We start from the raw sequence: 20,707 nt of genomic DNA, 5'->3' as shown, positions 1-20,707 counted from the left end.
GGTCCTAGGAAAAGCGGCATTTGGATACGAGCGGCGGACGTAATTCGCTTGTCTGATCACTTGTCGCCAGTCACAGGAAAGTGCTCGAATCGTTGCGATTCCGCAGGTGGCATCCTTGGGATGGTCGAGGGCCGAGACCGCGCCGTCATCTCGGTAGAGTCTTCCCAGGCCCGCCGTGCCGGATGGGTCACATGACCCTCTGCCCGCGCGCCGCCAGTGCCGCGGACTCCCCGTCAGGGCCATGGCGCGAGATCCCCGAAGGAGACTGGCCGATGACGATCGCCCCCACGAGCCGCAGCGCCCCGGCGGCGCGGCAGCCCTCGCGCGGGAGTGATCTGAACGCCGACGCCGTCGTCGTGGGCGCCGGCCCGGCCGGCTCATCGGCCGCTTACCACCTCGCCACCCTCGGCCTGGACGTGCTGCTCGTGGAGAAGGGCGAGCTCGGCCGGGACAAGGTCTGCGGCGACGGCCTCACCCCCTCCGCCGTGCGCGAACTCGCCTCCATGGCCGTGGACACCACCGGCTGGCAGCGCAACGTCGGCCTGCGCGTCATCGGCGGCGGGCATCGCCTCACCTTCCCCTGGCCCGAGCAGGCCTCCTTCCCCTCCTACGGGATGGCCCGCCCCCGCGCCCAGCTCGATGCCGACCTCGCCGCCCACGCCCAGCGCGCCGGCGCCCGCCTCCTGACCGGAGTGACCGTCACCGGTCCGGTCCTGACCCCCTCCGGGCGCGTCGTCGGGGTCGACGCCAAGCCCACCGCCCGCGTCGAGGCGCCCGGAATCGAGGCCCCCTCGCGCCTGAGCGCCCCCCTCGTCATCGACGCCGGCGGTGTCTCCGCGCGCCTGGCCACGGCCGTGGGCCGCGCCAAGAACGAGCGCAGGCCCCTGGGCGTGGCCGTGCGCGCCTACTTCCGCTCTCCGCGCGGTGATGACGAGTGGATGGAGTCCCAGCTCGAGCTGTGGGACGGCAAGCCCGGCGAGTCCGACCTCCTGCCCGGCTACGGCTGGATCTGGCCCGTGGGTGACGGCATTGTCAACGTCGGGCTCGGCTCGGTCTCGTCCCGGGCCGCCACCACCCGCATCGACTACCGCGGAGCCTTCGCCCGCTGGATCGCGAACTGCCCGGCGCAGTGGGGCTTCACCCAGGACAACCAGACCGGGCGCCTCGCCTCCGCCGCCCTGCCCATGGCCTTCAACCGCAAGCCCCACTACGCCGATGGCCTCATGCTCCTCGGCGACGCCGGCGGCATGGTCTCCCCCTTCAACGGCGAGGGAATCGCCCAGGCGCTCATGTCCGGGCGCCTCGCCGCCCAGGCCGCCGCCCAGGCCGCCGTGCGCTCCACCCGGGCCGGCCGCGAGCAGGCGCTCGCCCAGTACCCGGCCGCCCTGAGCGCGGAGATGGGCGGCTACTACACGCTCGGGCGCCTCTTCGTCGCCCTCATCGAGCACCCCGAGGTCATGCGGATCTGCACCCGCTACGGGCTTCCCCGCAGGCGCCTCATGAGGCTCGTCACCAAGCTCCTGTCCGATGGGTGGGAGCGCCGCGGCGGTGACGCCGTCGACCATTTCATCCAGCTCCTGACAAGGATGGTGCCAGCAGCATGAATCCGTACGTCTCACTGCTCATCATGGCCGGGGTGGCGCTCGTCGTCGCGCTGGGTGGGCTGGCGCTGTCGGCGATCATCAGCCCGAACCGGACCAACAGGGTCAAGGTCGCCAACTACGAGTGCGGGATCGACCCCACCCCCGTCAACACCGAGACCGGGCGATTCCCCGTCTCCTTCTACCTCGTGGGCATGACCTTCATCATCTTCGACGTCGAGGTCGTCTTCCTCTACCCATGGGCCACCGCCTTCGCCCGGCTCGGGTTCTTCGGGCTGTCCGCCGCGCTCGTCTTCATCGCCCTCATCACGGTGCCCTACATCCTGGAGTGGCGCCGCGGCGGTCTGGACTGGGACTGAGCGGGACACGACGGAAGAGAGGCGCGCAGCGATGAATATGGACTCCTACCGCGACAAGATGAACTCCATCCCCTCCAAGCGGGATGATCTGACGGCCCGGGCCATCGAGTCGGTCGAGGGCCCCGGCTTCCTGCTCACCAGTGTCGAGAAGCTCGCCGACCTGGGGCAGGCCCGCTCCCTGTGGCCCGTCACCATGGGCCTGGCCTGCTGCGCCATCGAGATGATGGCCACCGGCACACCCCGCTTCGACATGGCCCGCTTCGGTTGGGAGGTCTTCCGCGCCTCGCCCCGCCACGCCGACGTCATGATCGTCTCGGGCCGCCTCTCCCACAAGATGGCCCCCATCATCCGCAACGTCTACGACTCGATGCCCGAGCCCAAGTGGGTCATCTCCATGGGCGCCTGCGCCTCCTCCGGCGGCATCTTCAACAACTACGCCATTGTCCAGGGCTGCGACCACGTCGTCCCGGTCGACATCTACCTGCCCGGCTGCCCGCCCCGCCCCGAGATGCTCATCAACGCCATGCTCGAGCTCACCCGTCAGATCGAGGTCAAGCCCATGCTCAAGCACCGCGAGGACATCGCGCGCGCCGTCGAGGCCGCCGCCCTCGCCGCCACCCCCGTGTCCGAGATGAAGGGCCAGCTCGCATGAGTGACACCACCGCGCCAAAGGACGGCGCCCCCGCCGAGGAGCTCCAGGCCCCCGCCCCCGCGGGCCCGGCCGTTCCCGAGATCGCCGGCACCCCAGTGCGCCCCGAGCTGCGAGTCGAGGTCATCTCCCACCACAGCGGGCAGTTCGGCGCCGCCGATGCCGGTGACACCACCGGTTACGGCCTCACCCGGTCCGCCGTCACCCTGGCGCCCGCCGCCACCCGCCCCTACGGCGGTTGGTTCGACGACGCCGTCGACGCCCTCGTCGAAGACCTGTGCGCCTCAGGCGTCGACCCGGCCGCCGCCATTGAGAAGGTCGTCGTCGAGCACGGCGAGCTCACCCTGTTCATCGCCCGTGAGCACCTGCTCGACGTCGTCGCCCCCCTGAGGGACGACCAGGACCTGCGCTTCGAGCTGTGCCTGGGCGTGAGCGGCGTCCACTATCCCCAGCTGGCCGGGCGCGAGCTCCACGCCTGCTTCCAGTTCATGAGCCTGACCCACGGCGCGCGCATGATCCGGCTGGAAGTCGCCTGCCCCGAGTCCGACCCCCATGTGCCCTCCATCGTCTCCCTCTACCCCGGTGACGACTGGCATGAGCGCGAGGCATGGGACCTCATGGGCATCGTCTTCGATGGGCACCCGCACCTGACCCGCTCGGCCATGCCCGACGACTGGGTCGGGCACCCCCAGCGCAAGGACTACCCGCTCGGCGGCATCCCCGTCGAGTACAAGGGCGCCACCACCCCGCCCGCCGACACCCGGAGGTCGTACCGCTGATGAGCACCACCGCAGCCTTCGCCGCCGCCGGTCCCGCCACCGACGACCTCGCCGACGGCGCCCCGCAGTACACGCTGTCCGGGGGCGACTGGGACGACGTCGTCGCCCGGATCGCCGCCCGTGACGAGGCCGACCGCCTCAAGCACGACCGGATCGTGGTCAACATGGGGCCCGTCCACCCTTCCACCCACGGCGTGCTCCGCCTCGTCCTGGAGATCGATGGCGAGACCGTCACCGAGGTCCGCGTGGGCACCGGCTACCTCCACACGGGCATTGAGAAGAACATGGAGTACCGCACCTGGGTGCAGGGCGAGACCTTCGTGACCCGCATGGACTACGTCGCCCCCTTCTTCCAGGAGGTCGGCTACGCCCTCGCCGTCGAGAGGCTTCTGGGCATCACCGACGACATCCCCGAGAAGGCCACCGTTACCCGGGTCCTGCTCATGGAGCTCAACCGCATCGCCTCGCACGTCGTGGCCGTGGGCACCGGCGGCAACGAGATGGGCGGCACCACGCTCATGACCATCGCCTTCCGCTGCCGCGAGAACATCCTTCGCGTCTTCGAGATGGTCTCCGGCCTGCGCATGAACCACGCCTACGTGCGCCCCGGCGGGCTTGCCCAGGACCTGCCCGAGGGCCTGACGGACTTCGTGCGCTCGGTCATGCCGGATATGAAGAAGGACATCCACGAGCTCGAGCTCTTCCTCATGGAGAACCCGATCCTGAAGTCCCGGTTCATCGGAGTGGGCGAGATCTCCCTGGCCGGCGCGATGGCGATGGGGCTGACTGGCCCCTGCCTGCGCGCCACCGGCTACCCCCTCGACCTGCGCAGGACCAACCCCTACTGCGGCTACGAGACCTACGACTTCGAGGTCCCCACCTACGAGCGCTCCGACTGCTACAACCGCCTGCGCCTGCGCGTCGACGAGTGCTACCAGTCCCTCAAGATCGTCTCGCAGTGCCTGGAGCGCCTCGACGCCATTGCCGCGCGCGGCAATCACCCCTCGAACACCGCCATGGTGGCCGACCCCACCATCGCCTGGCCCGCCCGCATGGCCATCGCCACCGACGGCCAGGGCCAGTCCTTCGAGCACGTCCGCGAGATCATGGGCAGCTCCATGGAATCCCTCATCCACCACTTCAAACTGGTCACCCAGGGTTTCCGCGTCCCCGCGGGCCAGGTCTTCCAGCAGGTGGAGCACGCCAAGGGCTTCCTGGGCATCCACGCCGTCTCCGACGGCGGCACCCGTCCCTACCGGGTCCACTTCCGCGACCCCTCCTACTCCAACCTGCAGTCCCTGGCCCTCATGGCCGAGGGCGGCATGATCGCCGACCTCGTGCCCACTCTGGCCTCGATCGACCCCGTCCTGGGAGGCGTGGACCGCTGATGAGCACGAACCCGACCACCACGGCGCCCGCGGCCGACCAGGCCGCCATCCCCGCAGCCCTCACCGCCGCCTGGGACGAGGCCACCGCCGCCCGGCTGCTCGCCGACATCGAGGTCATCAAGGGCCGCTACCCCGCCGAGCACCAGCGCAGCGCGCTCATCCCCATGCTCCACCTCATCCAGAGCGTCGACGGCTACGTCTCGCCCGCGGGCATCGCCCTGTGCGCCGAGGAGCTCGGCCTCACCCGCTCCGAGGTGAGCGCTGTGGCCACCTTCTACAGCCAGTTCCGCCGCCACCCCGCCGGTGAGTACCACGTGGGTGTGTGCACCAATGCCCTGTGCGCCGTCATGGGCGGGGACGAGATCTGGGAGGCGGTGTCCGCGCGCACCGGGCTCGGCTCCGACGAGACCTCCGAGGACGGCCGCATCAGCCTGGAGCGCATCGAGTGCAACGCCGGCTGCGACTACGCCCCGATCGTCATGGTCAACTGGGAGTTCTTCGACAACCAGACGCCCGCCTCCGCCGTCGCCCTCATCGACGCGCTGGAGAGCGGCGAGGGCGCGCGCCCCACCCGCGGGCCGGACACCCTGCCGACCTTCCGCGCCAACGAGCGCGTCCTGGCCGGATTCGAGGACGGTCACGCCGACGAGGGCCCCTCGGCCGGCGAGCCCAGCCTGCTCGGCCGGCGCATCGCCGCGGCCAATGGCTGGACCAGCCCGAAGGAGGACACGAAGTGAGCACCACCGCCGACGCCCAGCCCGCCGGCCCCGCCTTCACCGCACCGGGCACCCTCACCCCCGTCCTCACCGAGCACTGGGGCGAGGACCGCTCCTGGACCCTGGAGCACTACCGCTCCGTGGGCGGCTACGAGGGCCTGGCCCGCGCCAAGGCCATGAGCCCCGAGGAACTCGTCGGCCTGGTCAAGGGATCCAACCTGCGCGGCCGCGGCGGCGCCGGATTCCCCACGGGCCTGAAGTGGTCCTTCCTGCCCCCCATGGACGGCAAGCCCCGCTACCTCGTCGTCAACGCCGATGAGTCCGAGCCCGGCACCTGCAAGGACATCCCCACCATCCTGGCCAACCCCCAGGCCCTCATCGAGGGGGTCGCCATCACCTCGCGCGCCATCGGCGGTGACCTCGCCTTCATCTACCTGCGCGGCGAGGTCGCCCACGTCTACCGGCGACTGCTGGCCGCCGTGCGCGAGGCCACCGATGCCGGCCTGCTCTCCACCGGATTCGGGCTCGACGGCGCCCAGCCGCTGCGGATCGTCGCCCACGCCGGCGCCGGCGCCTACATCTGCGGAGAGGAGACGGCGCTGCTCGACTCCCTCGAGGGCCGCCGCGGCCACCCCCGCCTCAAGCCGCCCTTCCCCGCCGTCGCCGGTCTGTACGGGCGGCCCACGGTCATCAACAACGTGGAGACCATCGCCTCCGTGCCCGCGATCCTGGCCAAGGGCCCCGACTGGTACAACGCCATGGGCACCGAGCGCTCCAAGGGACACGGCATCTTCTCCCTGTCCGGGCATGTGGCCAGCCCCGGCCAGTTCGAGGCCCCCTTCGGTATCACCATGCGCCGGCTCATCGAGCTCGCCGGCGGTATCCGCCCCGGCCACAGCCTCAAGTTCTGGGTGCCCGGCGGCTCCTCCACCCCGATCTTCACCCCCGACGAGCTCGATGTCCCCCTCGACTACGAATCGGTCGCCGGCGCCGGCTCGATGCTCGGGACCCGCGCCCTCCAGGTCTTCGACGACACCGTCTCCGTGGTGCGCGTCGTCGCCCGGTGGACGGAGTTCTACCAGCACGAGTCCTGCGGCAAGTGCACCCCTTGCCGCGAGGGCACCTACTGGATGCGCCAGATCATGCTGCGCCTCGAGGCCGGCAAGGGCCTGCCCGGCGATGTCGAGAAGCTCGAGGACATCGCCGGCAATATCGCCGGGCGCTCCTTCTGCGCCCTCGGCGACGCCGCGGCCACCCCGGTCCTGTCCGGCATCAAGCGGTTCCGCGGCGAGTTCGAGGCCGGCTACACCACGCCCGCCCGCGAGCTCTTCCCCTACCGCGCCTCCTCCATCCTCGAAAGCGCCAGGTGAGTCATGACTGAGATGGTCAACATCACGATCGACGGCGTCCCCGTCGAGGTCGCCAAGGGAACGCTGCTCATCCGCGCCGCGGAGCGGATCGGCGTGCGCATCCCGCGCTTCTGCGACCACCCCCTGCTCGGGCCCTCGGCCAACTGCCGCCAGTGCCTCGTCGAGGTCGCCATGCCGGACCGCGAGGGCAACGTGCGGCCCATGCCCAAGCCCCAGCCCTCCTGCGCCATGACCGCCACCGAGGGCATGGAGATCTCCACCCAGGCCACCAGCGTGGTGGCGGCCAAGGCCCAGGCCGGCACCATGGAGTTCCTCCTCATCAACCACCCCCTGGACTGCCCCATCTGCGACAAGGCCGGGGAGTGCCCCCTGCAGAACCAGGCCCTGGAGCTCATGGGCACCGGCGGTCAGTCCGTTACCCGCTTCACCGACGTCAAGCGCACCTTCCCCAAGCCCCTGCGCCTGACCAGCAACGTCCTGCTCGACCGCGATCGCTGCATCCTGTGCCAGCGCTGCGTGCGCTTCGCCGACCAGATCGCCGGCGACCCCTTCATCGCCCTCCAGGGGCGCGGCGGCGGCCACCCCGCCGCCGATGGGCACAGCGGGGGCCTCTACTCCGAGCAGATCGGCCGCTTCGACTCCACCGTCCTCGACTTCCTCGATCCGGACGCACCCTCCGCCCCCGAGGCCCAGCCGATCCGCGGCGCGCACGGCCTCACCCCCGCCGAGGGCCTCGTGGGCCCCTCCGGCGATCCCGGCGCCGCCGACGGCCTGGCCCCCGGGCCGATCGACCCCGGCCGCGGCGACCTCGACGTCTCCGGGCGCCCCTTCGCCTCCTACTTCTCGGGCAACATCATCCAGATCTGCCCGGTGGGCGCCCTCACCTCCGCGCGCTACCGCTTCCGCGCCCGCCCCGTGGACCTCGTCTCCACCCCCTCGGTCACCGAGCACGACGCCTCCGGCTCCGCCATCCGCGTCGACATGCGCCGCGGCACCGTCCTGCGCCGCCTGGCCGGCGATGACCCCGAGGTCAACGAGGAGTGGATCACCGACAAGGACCGCTTCGCCTTCGCCTGGGCCACCGCCCCCGACCGCCTGACCACGCCGCTCGTGCGCGACGAGGCGGGCGAGCTGGTCCCCACCTCCTGGTCCGACGCCCTCGACGTGGCCGCCCGCGGACTGGCCCGCGCCGCCGACGACGGCGGGGTCGGGCTCCTGCCCGGCGCGCGCCTCACGCTGGAGGACGCCTGTGCCTGGTCCCGCTTCGCCCGGACCGTGCTGGGCACCAATGACATCGACCAGCGCGTGCGCGACCACAGCGCAGAGGAGGACACCTTCCTCGCCGCCCGCGTGGCCGGCACGGGCCTGAGCGCCGTCACCTACACCAGCCTCGAAACCGCCGGCCAGGTCCTCCTGGTCGGCTTGGAGCCCGAGGACGAGTGCGGTTCGCTCTTCCTGCGCCTGCGCAAGGGCGTGCGCGCCGGCGGCGTGAGGGTCGCCTCCCTCACCAGCGTGCTCACCCCCGGCCAGGCCAAGATGAGCGCCGAGTCCATCCTCGTCGTCCCCGGCGAGGAGGCCCGTGCCGTCGCCCTCCTGTCCCAGACGCATCCGGCGCTCGTCGAGGCCCTCAAGGCCGACGGCGCCACGATCCTCGTCGGCGAGCGCGCAGCCGCCGTCCCCGGCCTGCTCACCACCATCGACACCCTGGCCACGGCCACCGGGGCGCGCCTGGCCTGGGTGCCGCGCCGCGCCGGCGAGCGCGGGGGCATCGAGGCCGGCGCCCTGCCCTTCCTCCTTCCCGGCGGGCGGCCCGTCGCCGACGCCACCGCCCGCGAGCAGGTCGCCGCCGCCTGGGGAATCCCCGCCACCGGTGAGAACGCCCGGCCTCTTCCCGAGACCCCCGGCCGCGACACCACCGCCATCCTCACCGCCCTGACCGACGGCGCGCTGGGCGGGCTCGTCATCGGCGGCGTCGACCTGCGCGACTTCCCCGACCCGGGCCTGGCCCGTGCCGCCCTGGCCGCCTCCGCCTTCACCGTGCAGCTGGAGGTGCGCCGCTCCGAGGCCTCCGAGCACGCAGACGTCGTCCTCCCCGTGGCGCCGCCCGTGGAGAAGAACGGCACCTTCGTCAACTGGGAGGGGCGCGTGCGCCCCTTCGGGCAGGCCCACGTCTCGCGCACCCGCACCGACCGCCAGGTCCTGGGCATGCTCGCTGCGGAGATGGGTGCGGACCTGGGCGTGGACAGCCTCGAGACCCTCCACGACGAGCTCGCCGGCCTGGGCCTGTGGGCCGGGGCCCGCCCCGCCGTCACCTTCAGCGAGGCCCCCGCCGCGCAGCCGGCTGCCGGGCCCCTCACGCCGTCGTCGTCCCCCTCCGGCCTGTCCGCAGTGCTGGCCACTCACAAGCCGATGCTCGATGCTGGACGCCTCCAGGACGGCGAGGCCTTCCTCGCCGCCACGGCCCTGCGGCCCGTCGCCCGCCTCGGCGCCGACCTCGCCGCTCGGCTGGGCGTCGTCGGTGGCCAGACGGTCGAGGTGTCCACCGACACGGGCGCCATCCGCCTGCCCGCGGTCATCGGGGGAGTCGGAGACGGCGTCGTCTGGCTCCCCGAGTGCTCCGCCGGTTCGACCGTGCGACAGAGCCTCGGCGCGCACCACGGCTCGCCCGTGCGCGTGTCGCTCCCCATCAGCGGTGCGACCGGGCCCTCCGGCAGCGCCGCCCAGCCAAACACGTCCACTGCGGAGGTGATCCGATGAGCACCGCGTCACTCATCCTCGCCCCGGCGGCGCTGCCCGTCGCCACGAGTGGGGGAGTCAAGGCCGACTTCAGCGGGGAGACCTGGTGGCTCACGCTGCTCAAGGCCGTCTTCCTCCTGGCCTTCCTCATCCTGTCCGTCATCATGGTCCTATGGGTGGAGCGCCGCGGGCTGGCCCGCATGCAGACCCGTCCCGGCCCCAACGTCAACGGCCCTTTCGGCCTCTTCCAGGCCATCGCCGACGCCACCAAGCTGATCCTCAAGGAGGACTTCTGGCTCGGCGGCGCTGAGAAGCTCCTCTACCTGGCGGCGCCGATCCTCACAGCCTTCACGGCTTTCATGGTGTACGCGGTCATCCCCTTCGGGCCCGAGGTCTCTATCCTCGGGCACCGCACGCCCCTGCAGATGGCCGACTTCCCGGTGGCGATCCTCTACATCCTCGCCGTCACCTCCTTCGGCGTCTACGGCATCATCCTGGGCGGCTGGTCGACCCACTCCACCTACCCGCTGCTGGGCGCCGTGCGCAGCGCCGCTCAGGTCATCTCCTACGAATTGAGCATGAGCCTGTCGATCCTGACGGTGTTCCTCGCCTCGGCCACGATGTCCACCTCCGGGATCGTCGCCGCGCAGGACAGGATGTGGTGGGGCATCGCCATGATCCCCAGCTTCCTCATCTACGTCGTCTCCATGGTCGGTGAGGTCAATCGCCTGCCCTTCGACCTGCCCGAGGCCGAGGGCGAGCTCGTCGCCGGCCACATGGTGGAGTACTCCTCCATGAAGTTCGCCTGGTATTTCCTGGGCGAGTACATCAACATGTTCAACGTCTCCGCCGTGTGCGTCACCCTGTTCCTGGGCGGCTGGCACTCCGGCTTCGGATGGCTGTGGGCCGGCTCGGACAAGGGCTGGTGGCCGATGCTCTGGTTCATCGCCAAGGTCTGGACCGTCATGTTCTTCATGATCTGGACCCGCGGGACCCTCGTGCGCATCCGCTACGACCACTTCATGAAGCTCGGCTGGAAGTTCCTCATCCCGGTCTCCCTGGGCTGGTTCGCGCTGGTGGCCGTCGTCCAGGGCTACCGCGCCTTCTCCGGCGGCTCCACCCGGGGCCTGCTCATGGTCCTGGCCGTCGTCTTCCTGCTGGCCATGCTCATCCTGCTCATCCTGCCCGCCGGCGATGAGGAGACCGGCTCCGCTTCCCGCGCGGGCCAGGGCACCGGCGAGCTCGTGGCTCCCGGCGAGGAATTCGACGCCTACGCGGGCGGCTACCCCGTCCCGCCGATGCCCGGCCAGAGCCTGCCGATCACGCCCAGGGCCCGCCGCGCGGCAGTGGCCGCCGCCCTCGCCCCAGCGGGCGCCGCGGCAGGCCCCGCCGGCACCCAGCCCGCCGCGACCTCCCAGGAGGGGACCGATGACTGACCAGACTCCCAACCCGCGCGCTTCCGAGCACGACCGGTGGCTGCGCGACGCCCCCGGCCCCTTGGCCCGGACCTTCGCGCCCGTGGCCGGGTACGGGGTCACCATCTCCTCGATGTTCCGGCCCACGGTCACCGAGCAGTACCCCTTCGAGCCGGCCAACCTCATGCCGCGCTACCACGGCCGCCACCAGCTCAACCGCTACGACGACGGCCTGGAGAAGTGCATCGGCTGCGAGCTGTGCGCCTGGGCCTGCCCCGCCGACGCCATCTACGTCGAGGCCGCGGACAACACCCCCGGCGCCCAGTACTCGCCCGGCGAGCGCTACGGCCGCGTCTACCAGATCAACTACCTGCGCTGCATCTTCTGCGGCATGTGCATCGAGGCCTGCCCCACCCGGGCGCTGACGATGACCCACGAGATCGAAGAGCTGGTCGGCCCCACCCGCACCGGCCTCATCTACGAGAAGACCGACCTCCTCGCCCCTGTCCCGGACGGCGCCCTGGACGCCCCGCACCCCATGGCCGAGGGCACCGAGGACGGCGACTACTACCGCGGCGCCGTCACCGGGCCGACCCAGGCGCAGGCCGACTGGGTGCGCGCCCACCGACCCGAGGACCCGACCCTCGCCACCGCGAAGGTCGTGACGGCCCCCGCCAGGCCGAAGGAGGCCGTGCGATGAGCTCACCCATCATCCTCCCGCTGGCGCCCGCGCCCGCGGCCCTCAGCGGCACCGGGACGGTGACCCTCGGCGAGACGATCCTCTTCGGCGTCGTCGCCCTCGTGACCATCGCCTGCGGCGTCGGCCTGCTCACCGCCAAGCGCGCCGTCGCGGCCGCGGTCAACATGATCGTCATCATGATCGGCCTGGCGATCCTCTACATCGCCAACGAGGCCCCCTTCCTGGGCGTCACCCAGGTGGTGGTCTACACCGGCGCCATCATGACCCTCGTCCTATTCGTCATCATGCTCGTCGGAGTCGGCGGCGAGGAGCCCGTGGGCGCCACCTCCTCCAGGTCCCAGGTCCCGCTCATCGCCCTCATCGGGGCGGCTCTCGCCGGCGCCCTCGGCGTGACGGTCTGGCAGACCTCCCTGCCCCGCCCCGCCGGCCTCGACTCCGGCTCCGCCGCCGATCCGGCCGAGCTCGCCACCGCCCTGTTCAGCCATCACGTGGTCACCATGGAGCTCACCGCGATGCTCCTCATCGTGGCGGCCCTGGGCGCGCTGACCCTCACGCACCGCCAGCGCATCCGCCCCAAGCGCTCCCAGGCGAGGATCGCCCAGGAGAAGCTGCGCGACTACGCCATCAAGGGCACTCACCCCGGCCAGCGGCCCATGCCCGGCGTCTACGCCGCCACCAACTCCGCCGCCGCCCCCGCCCTGGACGCCGATGGCACCGCCGTCGAGGAGTCCATCCCCCGCGTCCTGCGCGCCCGGGAGCTCGGCTACGAGCTGGCCGAGGTCTCGCCCGAGACCGCGGCCGCCGCCCGGGCCGGCCGGATCAGCGCCCGCACCGGGGCGCGCATCGCCCAATCCGGCATGGCCTCCATGCCCGGCGCCGCCGCCCCGGCGGTCATCCAGCCCATGGCCGCCCCGGCCCCTCCCGAGGCCACGGCCGCGGATCCCAGCCGGACCGAGGCGAAGGAGGAGGACAAGTGAGCATCGGCCTCTACATCATCCTGGCGATCATCCTGTTCTCCCTCGGCGCGCTCACCGTGCTGCTGCGCCGCAACGCGATCATCGAGCTCATGGGCGTCGAGCTCATGCTCAACGCCGTCAACCTCGTGCTCGTCACCTTCTCACGCGTCCACGGCAACCTGACGGGGCAGATCTTCGCCTTCTTCGTCATCGTCGTGGCCGCCGCCGAGGTCGTCGTGGGGCTGAGCATCGTCGTGTCCATCTTCCGAACCCGCAGGGGAGTGTCGGTCGACGACATCAACCTGCTCAAGAACTGAAGGGGGCTGACGTGAGCATGATGGGCGCACTTCCCCTCGCACTGGCACCCGCCGTCTCCGCCGGGCACGCCACCCACGCCGCCACCGGCGCCGCCGCGCTGGCCTGGCTCCTCATCGCGGTGCCCGCCGCCAGTGCCGCGATCCTGCTGATCGCCGGCCGCCGCTCCAACTCCTGGGGCCACTGGCTGGGCCTGGCGGCCGCCGTCTTCACCGCCGTCCTGGGGCTGACGATCATCGCCCAGGTCGCGGGCATGGCCGAGGGCCAGCGGATCATGAGCGTCAAGCTCTGGCACTGGTTCAGCGCCGGGAGCCTGCGCATCGACGTCGGCCTGCGCATCGACCCGCTGTCCCTCACCTTCGTCGGCCTGGTCACCTTCGTCGGCTCCCTCATCCACCTGTACTCGGTGGCCTACATGAGCCACGACCGCGATCGCCGCCGCTTCTTCGCCTACCTCAACCTCTTCATCGCCGCGATGCTCACCCTCGTGCTCGGCGACTCCTACATCACCCTGTTCGTCGGCTGGGAGGGCGTGGGCCTGGCCTCCTACCTCCTCATCGGCTTCTGGAACACCGCCGACGCCGACGACCCGCGCGCCGCGCGCGACAAGAGTATGGAGAATGCCACCGCGGCCAAGAAGGCCTTCATCATGAACCGCGTGGGGGACATGGGCCTCCTCGCGGCCATGATGGCGATGGTCTCCCAGGTCCACTCCGTGGCCTTCGACGCCGTCCTGCCGGCCGCCGCCAGCGGCGGGCTCACCACCGGCTGGCTGACGGCCATGGGCCTGTTCCTCCTCGTGGCCGCCTGCGGCAAGTCCGCCCAGTTCCCGCTGCAGGCCTGGCTGGGCGACGCCATGGCCGGCCCGACGCCGGTGTCCGCGCTCATCCACGCCGCCACGATGGTCACCGCCGGCGTCTACCTCATGGTGCGCTCGGGCGCCATCTTCCAGGGCGCGCCGGCCGCGCAGACGGCCGTCGCGATCGTCGGCGCCATCACCCTCCTTCTCGGCGCGATCATCGGCTGCGCCAAGGACGACATGAAGAAGGTGCTCGCCGCCTCCACCATGAGCCAGATCGGCTACATGATGCTCGGCGCGGGCCTGGGCCCCATCGGCTACGCCTTCGCGATCCTCCACCTTCTCACCCATGGCTTCTTCAAGGCCCAGCTATTCCTGGGGGCCGGCTCCGTCATGCACGCCATGGGCGACCAGGTCGACATGCGCCGCTTCGGGGCGCTGCGCACCGCCATGACGATCACCTGGGCCACGATGGGCATCGGCTGGCTCGCGATCCTCGGCATCCCGCCCTTCAGCGGCTTCTGGTCCAAGGACAAGATCATCGAGGCCGCCTTCATCGGCGAGGGCGCCAAGCCCTGGATCCTGGGCTCCATCGCTCTCGTGGGCGCCGGCATCACGGCCTTCTACATGTCCCGCCTCTTCTTCATGATCTTCCACGGCAAGGCCCGCTGGACCACCGAGAAGGACATCGAGGGCCCCGTCCACCCGCACGAGTCGGGATGGATGATGACCCTCCCGCTGCTCATCCTGTCCGTATTCTCCATGGGCCTGGGCGGCGCCCTGGCGACCGGGGACATCTTCGTCACCTGGCTCGAGCCGGTCACCGGCCATGCCGAGCATGGCGAGCCGGTGCTGCCCGCGACCGTCATCATGGGCGCCACGCTGGCCCTGGTCATCGTGGGCGCGCTCGCCGCATGGCTCATGTACGCTGCCCGCCCCGTGGCCACCGTCGTCCAGCCCTCCAACGCGCTCGTCGAGGCGGCGCGCAAGGACATGCACCAGGACGCGATCAACGAGGCCATCGCCATGCGGCCCGGTCAGGGCCTCGTCCTGGCCGCCACCGCCTCGGACCGCTACGTCGTCGACGGCGCCGTCGAGGGCCTGGCCAGCGGCACCGCGGCGCTCGGCCGGCTCGTGGGCCGCACCGAGTCCGGGTACGTGCGCTCCTACGCCGGCTACATGGCCGCCGGCACCGTCCTGGCCCTCATCGCCGTCCTGGCCACCAGGTTCTGAGAGGACACCGCCACATGCAGACACTCACCGTCGCCACGGGCCCCTACCCGGTGCTCTCCCTCATGGTGCTGGTCCCCCTCATCGGGGCGCTGCTCCTGGCCATTCCCGCCCTGCGGGGCCAGGCGCGCGGCCTCGGCCTGGTCATCGCGCTCGTCGAGCTCGGCCTGGGCATCTGGGCCGCCATCCTCTTCGACCCTCGCGCGGGGACCGCCTACCAGCTCGCCGAGACCCGCCAGTGGATCCCGGCCATGGGCGCCTCCTGGGCGCTGGGCGTCACCGGCCTCGGCCTGGCGATGCTCCTGCTGGCCGTCTTCCTCGTGCCCATCGTGATCCTGGCCTCCTGGGGCGAGATCCCCGCGGACCGCCAGGCCGGCTTCGCCGGGCTCATCCTGGCCCTCGAGGCCTTCATCATCGTCATCTTCAGCGCGCGCGACGTCCTCCTCTTCTATCTCGTCTTCGAGGCGATGCTCATCCCCGTCTACTTCCTCATCGGCCGCTACGGGGGGCCCGACCGGCACCGCGCCGCCATCAAGTTCCTCCTCTACTCCCTGGCCGGTGGCCTCGTCATGCTCATCGGCGTCGTCGCGCTGGCCGTGTACGGCCCCGGCGGCGAGGGGAACTACCTCATCGAGAACCTGTCCCAGGGGCTCACCTCCTCCACGGACGCGACCCGGGGCATCTTCGTCACCTTCCTCATCGCCCTCGCCATCAAGGCCCCGATGGTGCCTCTGCACACCTGGCTGCCCGACACCGCCGAGCAGGCCACCCCGGGCACCTCAGTGCTGCTCATCGGCATCCTGGACAAGATCGGCACCTACGGGATGATCGCCATCGTCCTGCCGCTCTTCCCCGAGGCCTCCCGCTGGGCGGCGCCGGTCGTCCTGCCCCTGGCGATCGTCGGCATCATCTACGGCGGGCTCGCCGCCATCGGCCAGGACCACCTCTACCGGCTCATCTCCTACACCTCCATCAGCCACTTCGGCTTCATGGTGCTGGGGATCTTCATCGGCAACCAGATCGCCGCCGTCGGCGCCATGGTCTACATGGTCGCCCACGGGCTGTCGATCGCCGGCCTCTACCTCATCACCGGTTTCATGGCCCGGCGCACCGGGACCGTGCGCATCAGCGAGCTCGGCGGCATTGCTCGCGTCATGCCGCTCGTCGCCGGGACCTTCCTCTTCTCCGGCCTGGCGTCCATCGCCCTGCCGGGCCTGTCCGGCTTCATCCCCGAGTGGATGGTCCTCACCGGCAGCTTCTCGGCCGAGCCCGTCTACGGGCTTCTCGCGCTCCTGGGCGTCATCATCGCCGCCGTCTACATGCTCCTGCCCTACCAGAGGGTCTTCACCGGGGCACCGGCCCCGGAGCGCGTCGGCAGCCAGGATCTCGACGGCCGTGAGCGCGTCGTCGTCGCCCCCATCCTCGTCGCCATGCTGGTCCTCGGCCTGGCGCCCGCCGTCCTGACCGGCATCCTCGACGGCGTCGGGGCCCAGACCGCCGCCACCATGACCGGGGCGGGTTCTCAGCCCGCCGCCATGGCCCCCGTCACGGAAGGGAGCAGCAAGTGAGCTTCACCGCCCCGTCCATCCAGTGGGCCGGCCTCGTCCCGGTCCTCATCATCCTGGGAGCCGCCATCCTCGGCGTGCTCATCGAGGCCTTCATGCCGCGCCGCGCCCGGCACCTCGCCCAGACGATGCTGGCCGTGCTGGCCATCCTCGGCGCGATCGTCGCCATCGTGTGGCGCTGGAGCGTCGTCGTCGACGGCAGGGCGCCCGGTTACCCCGTTGTCGGCTTCAACGAGGACAACTTCGGCATCGCCGCCCAGGGCGTCCTGCTCATCATCGGCCTGCTGTCCATCCTCGTGATCTCGGACCGCACCGAGATCGGCGACTCCGCGTTCGCCGCGCAGGCCGCCGACCGCCCCGGCAGCGCCGAGGAGAGCGAGTCCATCCACGCCGGGTGGGTCGCCACCGAGGCCTTCCCCCTCACGCTGTTCTCGCTGGCCGGCATGATGCTCTTCCCGGTGGTCAGCGATCTCATCTCCCTGTTCGTCATGCTCGAGCTCGTCTCGCTGCCGCTATACGTCATGGCCGCCATGGCCCGCCACCGCCGCCTGCTCAGCCAGGAGGCCGCCATGAAGTACTTCGTCCTGGGCGCCTTCGCATCGGCCTTCCTCCTCATGGGCTCCGCCCTCCTGTACGGCGCCTCCGGCTCCGTGCTCTACAACGACCTCCAGAACGGGAACCGGATTCAGCCGGGGGTCGCCTCGGCCGTGGACGGCGCCATCGCGGGTGTCGACTGGCTCGTGCTCGCCGGCGTCGCCCTCGTGCTCGTGGGCCTCCTGTTCAAGATCGCCGCCGCGCCCTTCCACGCTTGGAGCCCGGACGTCTACCAGGGCGCCCCCACCCCGGTGACCGGCTTCATGGCAGCCGGGGTCAAGGCCACTGCCTTCCTCGCCCTCGTGCGGTTCTTCTACATGGTCGGCGGGGGGCTGAGCTGGGACCTCGCCCCCGTCCTATGGACCATCGCCATCCTCACCATGGTGGTGGGCACCGTCGTCGGCATCGTCCAGCGCGACGTCAAGCGCATGCTCGCCTATTCCGCGATCGCCCACGCCGGCTACATGCTCATCGGCATCATCGCCTACAACCAGCGCGCGATCACCGCGATCCTCTTCTACTCCCTGGCCTACGGCATCGCCACGGTCGGCGCCTTCGGCGTCGTCTCCCTCGTGCGCGAGTCCCACGGCGGGGGAGCTGGCGCCGAGGCCACCGGCCTGGACGACTACCGAGGCCTTGCCCGCCGCAGCCCCTGGCTCGCCGCTGCCATGACATTCTTCCTGCTGTCCTTCGCGGGCATCCCGCTCACCGGTGGTTTCATCGCGAAATTCCAGCTCTTCGTCGCCGGTATCGACGGCGGGGCGACCTGGCTCGTCGTCATCGCGGTCGCGAGCTCGGCGGCCACGGCCTTCTTCTACCTCAGGCTCGTCGTGCTCATGTACTTCCGCGCCCCCGAGGGCGAGGGCGTCACCGTCGTCGACTCCCAGGGCACGGCCGCGGCCGCGATCACCTTCGCCGTCCTGGCCACGATCGCCCTGGGCGTCCTGCCCCAGGCCGCGCTCACGGTGCTCGGCGACGCGGCTATGCTCATCCCGTGACCACACCGTTGCCACTGAGCGCCCCGGAACTCGAGGGCCGCATGGCCCCCGCCCTCGACGCCGTGGAGGAGCGGCTCATGGCGATCGTCAGCAACGCCGACGAGACCATCAACCCTCCCACCTCCCACCTGGCCAGGGCCGGTGGCAAGCGCCTGCGCCCCACCCTCGTGCTCCTGACCGCCCAGCTCGGCGACCCCGAGCGCGCCACCGGTGAGGCGGTGAGGGACGCGAGCGTGGCCGTGGAGCTCACCCATATCGCCACGCTCTACCACGACGACGTCATGGACGATGCCCCGCTGCGCCGCGGCGCCCCCAGCGCCCAGACAGTCTGGGGGAACTCGGCGGCCATCCTCGCGGGCGACATCCTCGTGGCCCGCTCCTCCCAGCTCATCGCCGCTCTCGGCCCTGAGGCGACCCTCGCCCACGCGCGAACCTTCGAGCGCCTGTGCACCGGCCAGCTCCACGAGACCCTCGGCCGCCCCGCGGGCACCGACCCGGTGGACCACTACATCCAGGTGCTCGCGGACAAGACCGGCTCCCTCATCGCCGTCTCCGCCCGCTACGGCGCGATGCTCACCGGCGCGGGCGCCGAGGTCGAGGCCATCGTCGAGGAATTCGGCGAGCGGATCGGCATCGCCTTCCAGCTCGCCGACGACGTCATCGACCTGGCCTCCGACTCCGAGACCACCGGTAAGACCCCCGGAACGGACCTGCTCGAGGGCGTGGACACCATGCCCGTCCTCCTGCTTCGCACCGCCCTGGCCGCGGGGGAGCTCGACGCCGCGGGCCAGTCGATCCTCTCCGACCTGTCCTCCGCGGACCTGCGCGATCGCGCGGTCCTCGCCGGGGTCGTCGCGCGCCTGCGCGCCCACCCCGTTCTTCAGCGCACCCGGCGGATGGCGACATCCTGGGCCGACGACGCCATCGCCGGTCTGGAGGGCCTGGAGGAGGCCGTCCTCACCGCGACCCGCGAGCGCCTGGCCTCAGGCGGCGTGGTCGGAGACGATCTGAGGACGGCCCTGGCCGACGCCCGCGAGCGCGCCCGGGTGGTGCGGGGGCTGCTCGAGGACTTCGCCCACCAGCTCGTCGACCGCGCCGCCTGAGGCCGGTCCTCCGCGCGGAGGACCGGCGGGCCCGCCGCCCCCTCTGCCGCGCGCGAGGCGGGCCCCGCGGCTCTGCGCCGTGGGGCCCGCCGCTTCAATGGGCTCAGTGCGCGGCCTCAGCCGTGTGCTCGTGCTCCTCGTCGTGGTGCTCGGAGCCATCGGCGTGCGTGTGCTTGGCGAAGGCGACCTCGTTGGGGGTCGCCGAGTAGGCCTTGGAGGTTTTTTCCCCGTTGGTGAGGTCCACCTTGTGGACGCTGTTGGTGGCCGGCTCGGTCACCCAGGCGGTCGAGCCGGAGATCTGGAGCGCCGGGTGGGCGTCCTGCCACTTGGCCGGCGGCTCCCAGGCGGCGATCACGGGGACCGAGTCGGTGAATGACCCCGAGGCGACGTCGAGCTTGTGCAGGGCCCCGTCGGTGCCGAGCACCCAGGCGTTGTCCTCACCGTCGCGTTTGATGCCGCGCCACGTGTACTCGGCGCCGGCGGGCATGTCGATGACGGTGAAGGAGCCGGCGGCGGAGTCGAGCAGGCCGACGCGGTGCAGGTTGACGCCCTCGGCGTCGCGGTCGTCCTTGTAGTCGGTGACCGCGATGGGGGAGGAGCCGGTGACGTAGGAGTTGCCCACGCGCCCGTAGTCGGCGTCGGGGCTGGCGATCTTGGTGAAGGCGCCGCCCTTGTACAGCAGGACGCCGTTCTCGCAGCCGAGCATGGCGGCCTCATCCTTCATAACGCCCTCGCCGTGGACCCCGGGGCACTCCTCGTTTCGGGCGAGCTCCGTGCCGGAGGCGTCCTGGGCGAGCGCTCCCCTGCGGGACTCGGAATTGCCCAGGGTGCGGATGACGGTGCCGTCGGAGAGCTTGACGGCCACGCCGTGGTGGGCCTCCTCGGAGGCGATCTTCTCCGTCTCCGGCAGGGCGGTGACGGTCTCATCGGCGCCGTACCCCAGGGCGTCGGTCTTGACGAAGGTGATCTCCCCGCTGCCGTCGGCGAACAGGCCGGTCCAGTCGCCATGAGGCGTCACGTGCCCGCCCTTGTTGGCCGGGAAGACGAGGTCGGTGAGCTTCGCCTCGCCGCCGCCGGCCCCGGTGGACAGGACCTGGAAGCCGGACACGGTGGTGATCAGGACGTGCTCGTTGTCGCCGAAGGGGTTGAGGCGCAGGAAGCCGGCCATGGGGAAGTCGGCAACCTCCTCCAGGGTGGAGCCGTCCACGACCTTCACCCCGCCGTCGTAGGCGAAGACGAAGCGGTCCGAGCCGTGCTGGTGCTCGTGCGCCTTACCGGAGGCGCTCGCGGAGGCGGCCGTGGTGGCCGAGGAGTCGTTCGAGGCCGAGCCGCAGGCGCCCAGGGCCAGGGCCGTGGCGCTCAGGGCGGCGACGACGGCGGCGCGCCGCGAGGCGCCGACCAGGCGCGGGCGCAACGAGGTGGAGGAAGACATGA

General features: G+C 71.3%; 17 protein-coding genes. 16 read left to right on the top strand and 1 reads right to left on the bottom strand.

Going from position 1 to position 20,707, the window contains the following annotated elements:
• The first annotated feature begins 272 nt into the window (after positions 1–272).
• The 16 genes from B6G06_RS08030 to B6G06_RS07955 are packed head-to-tail and all read left to right on the top strand — an operon-like array spanning position 273 to position 19,273.
• Complete coding sequence (locus tag B6G06_RS08030) at positions 273–1,604, top strand: geranylgeranyl reductase family protein (protein ID WP_080463463.1); 1,332 nt, start codon at positions 273–275, stop codon at positions 1,602–1,604.
• The gene (gene ndhC, locus B6G06_RS08025; protein WP_080463464.1) at positions 1,601–1,960 is read left to right on the top strand and encodes an NADH-quinone oxidoreductase subunit A; all 360 of its coding nucleotides are present in this window, start codon (positions 1,601–1,603) and stop codon (positions 1,958–1,960) included. The genes B6G06_RS08030 and ndhC overlap by 4 nt, the downstream gene beginning before the upstream one ends.
• Before the next feature lie 31 nt (positions 1,961–1,991).
• Positions 1,992–2,612, top strand: coding sequence for an NADH-quinone oxidoreductase subunit B (locus B6G06_RS08020; protein WP_080463465.1), 621 nt, complete (start codon positions 1,992–1,994; stop codon positions 2,610–2,612).
• Positions 2,609–3,388, top strand: coding sequence for an NADH-quinone oxidoreductase subunit C (locus B6G06_RS08015; RefSeq protein ID WP_081171832.1), 780 nt, complete (start codon positions 2,609–2,611; stop codon positions 3,386–3,388). The genes B6G06_RS08020 and B6G06_RS08015 overlap by 4 nt, the downstream gene beginning before the upstream one ends.
• Positions 3,388–4,776, top strand: coding sequence for an NADH-quinone oxidoreductase subunit D (locus B6G06_RS08010; RefSeq protein WP_080463467.1), 1,389 nt, complete (start codon positions 3,388–3,390; stop codon positions 4,774–4,776). Before B6G06_RS08015 ends, B6G06_RS08010 begins: the two co-directional genes overlap by 1 nt.
• Positions 4,776–5,513 carry an NADH-quinone oxidoreductase subunit NuoE gene (gene nuoE, locus B6G06_RS08005; RefSeq protein WP_080463468.1) on the top strand — a complete coding sequence of 246 codons (738 nt, stop codon included), beginning with the start codon at positions 4,776–4,778 and terminating at the stop codon, positions 5,511–5,513. The genes B6G06_RS08010 and nuoE overlap by 1 nt, the downstream gene beginning before the upstream one ends.
• Positions 5,510–6,862, top strand: coding sequence for an NADH-quinone oxidoreductase subunit NuoF (nuoF, locus tag B6G06_RS08000; RefSeq protein ID WP_081171831.1), 1,353 nt, complete (start codon positions 5,510–5,512; stop codon positions 6,860–6,862). The genes nuoE and nuoF overlap by 4 nt, the downstream gene beginning before the upstream one ends.
• A 3-nt stretch (positions 6,863–6,865) precedes the next feature.
• The gene (locus B6G06_RS07995) at positions 6,866–9,619 is read left to right on the top strand and encodes an NADH-quinone oxidoreductase subunit G (protein ID WP_125898904.1); all 2,754 of its coding nucleotides are present in this window, start codon (positions 6,866–6,868) and stop codon (positions 9,617–9,619) included.
• Complete coding sequence (gene nuoH / locus B6G06_RS07990) at positions 9,616–11,034, top strand: NADH-quinone oxidoreductase subunit NuoH (protein ID WP_081171829.1); 1,419 nt, start codon at positions 9,616–9,618, stop codon at positions 11,032–11,034. The genes B6G06_RS07995 and nuoH overlap by 4 nt, the downstream gene beginning before the upstream one ends.
• A complete protein-coding gene (nuoI, locus tag B6G06_RS07985; protein WP_080463472.1) occupies positions 11,027–11,713 on the top strand; it encodes an NADH-quinone oxidoreductase subunit NuoI in 687 nt (228 codons plus the stop codon). The genes nuoH and nuoI overlap by 8 nt, the downstream gene beginning before the upstream one ends.
• Positions 11,710–12,690, top strand: a complete 981-nt coding sequence (locus B6G06_RS07980; protein ID WP_081171828.1) for an NADH-quinone oxidoreductase subunit J — start codon at positions 11,710–11,712, stop codon at positions 12,688–12,690. Before nuoI ends, B6G06_RS07980 begins: the two co-directional genes overlap by 4 nt.
• Complete coding sequence (gene nuoK / locus B6G06_RS07975; protein WP_080463474.1) at positions 12,687–12,986, top strand: NADH-quinone oxidoreductase subunit NuoK; 300 nt, start codon at positions 12,687–12,689, stop codon at positions 12,984–12,986. Before B6G06_RS07980 ends, nuoK begins: the two co-directional genes overlap by 4 nt.
• Before the next feature lie 20 nt (positions 12,987–13,006).
• The gene (gene nuoL, locus B6G06_RS07970) at positions 13,007–15,016 is read left to right on the top strand and encodes an NADH-quinone oxidoreductase subunit L (RefSeq protein ID WP_081171827.1); all 2,010 of its coding nucleotides are present in this window, start codon (positions 13,007–13,009) and stop codon (positions 15,014–15,016) included.
• A gap of 14 nt (positions 15,017–15,030) precedes the next feature.
• The gene (locus B6G06_RS07965; protein ID WP_081171826.1) at positions 15,031–16,581 is read left to right on the top strand and encodes a complex I subunit 4 family protein; all 1,551 of its coding nucleotides are present in this window, start codon (positions 15,031–15,033) and stop codon (positions 16,579–16,581) included.
• On the top strand, positions 16,578–18,170 hold the full coding sequence (gene nuoN / locus B6G06_RS07960) for an NADH-quinone oxidoreductase subunit NuoN (protein ID WP_081171825.1): 1,593 nt from the start codon (positions 16,578–16,580) through the stop codon (positions 18,168–18,170). The genes B6G06_RS07965 and nuoN overlap by 4 nt, the downstream gene beginning before the upstream one ends.
• Entirely contained in the window at positions 18,167–19,273 is a 1,107-nt protein-coding gene (locus B6G06_RS07955) for a polyprenyl synthetase family protein (protein ID WP_095532534.1), read from the top strand. The genes nuoN and B6G06_RS07955 overlap by 4 nt, the downstream gene beginning before the upstream one ends.
• 103 nt (positions 19,274–19,376) lie before the next feature.
• Here B6G06_RS07955 and B6G06_RS07950 read toward each other — a convergent pair whose 3' ends face one another.
• Complete coding sequence (locus B6G06_RS07950) at positions 19,377–20,705, bottom strand: hypothetical protein (protein ID WP_205635451.1); 1,329 nt, start codon at positions 20,703–20,705, stop codon at positions 19,377–19,379.
• Between the last annotated feature and the right edge of the window lie 2 nt (positions 20,706–20,707).

The sequence above is a fragment of the Actinomyces gaoshouyii genome (assembly GCF_002076915.1).
Taxonomy (GTDB): domain Bacteria; phylum Actinomycetota; class Actinomycetes; order Actinomycetales; family Actinomycetaceae; genus Actinomyces; species Actinomyces gaoshouyii.
The sequence above is the reverse complement of the archived record's forward strand: the minus strand, read 5'-3'. Positions and strand labels throughout refer to the sequence as shown.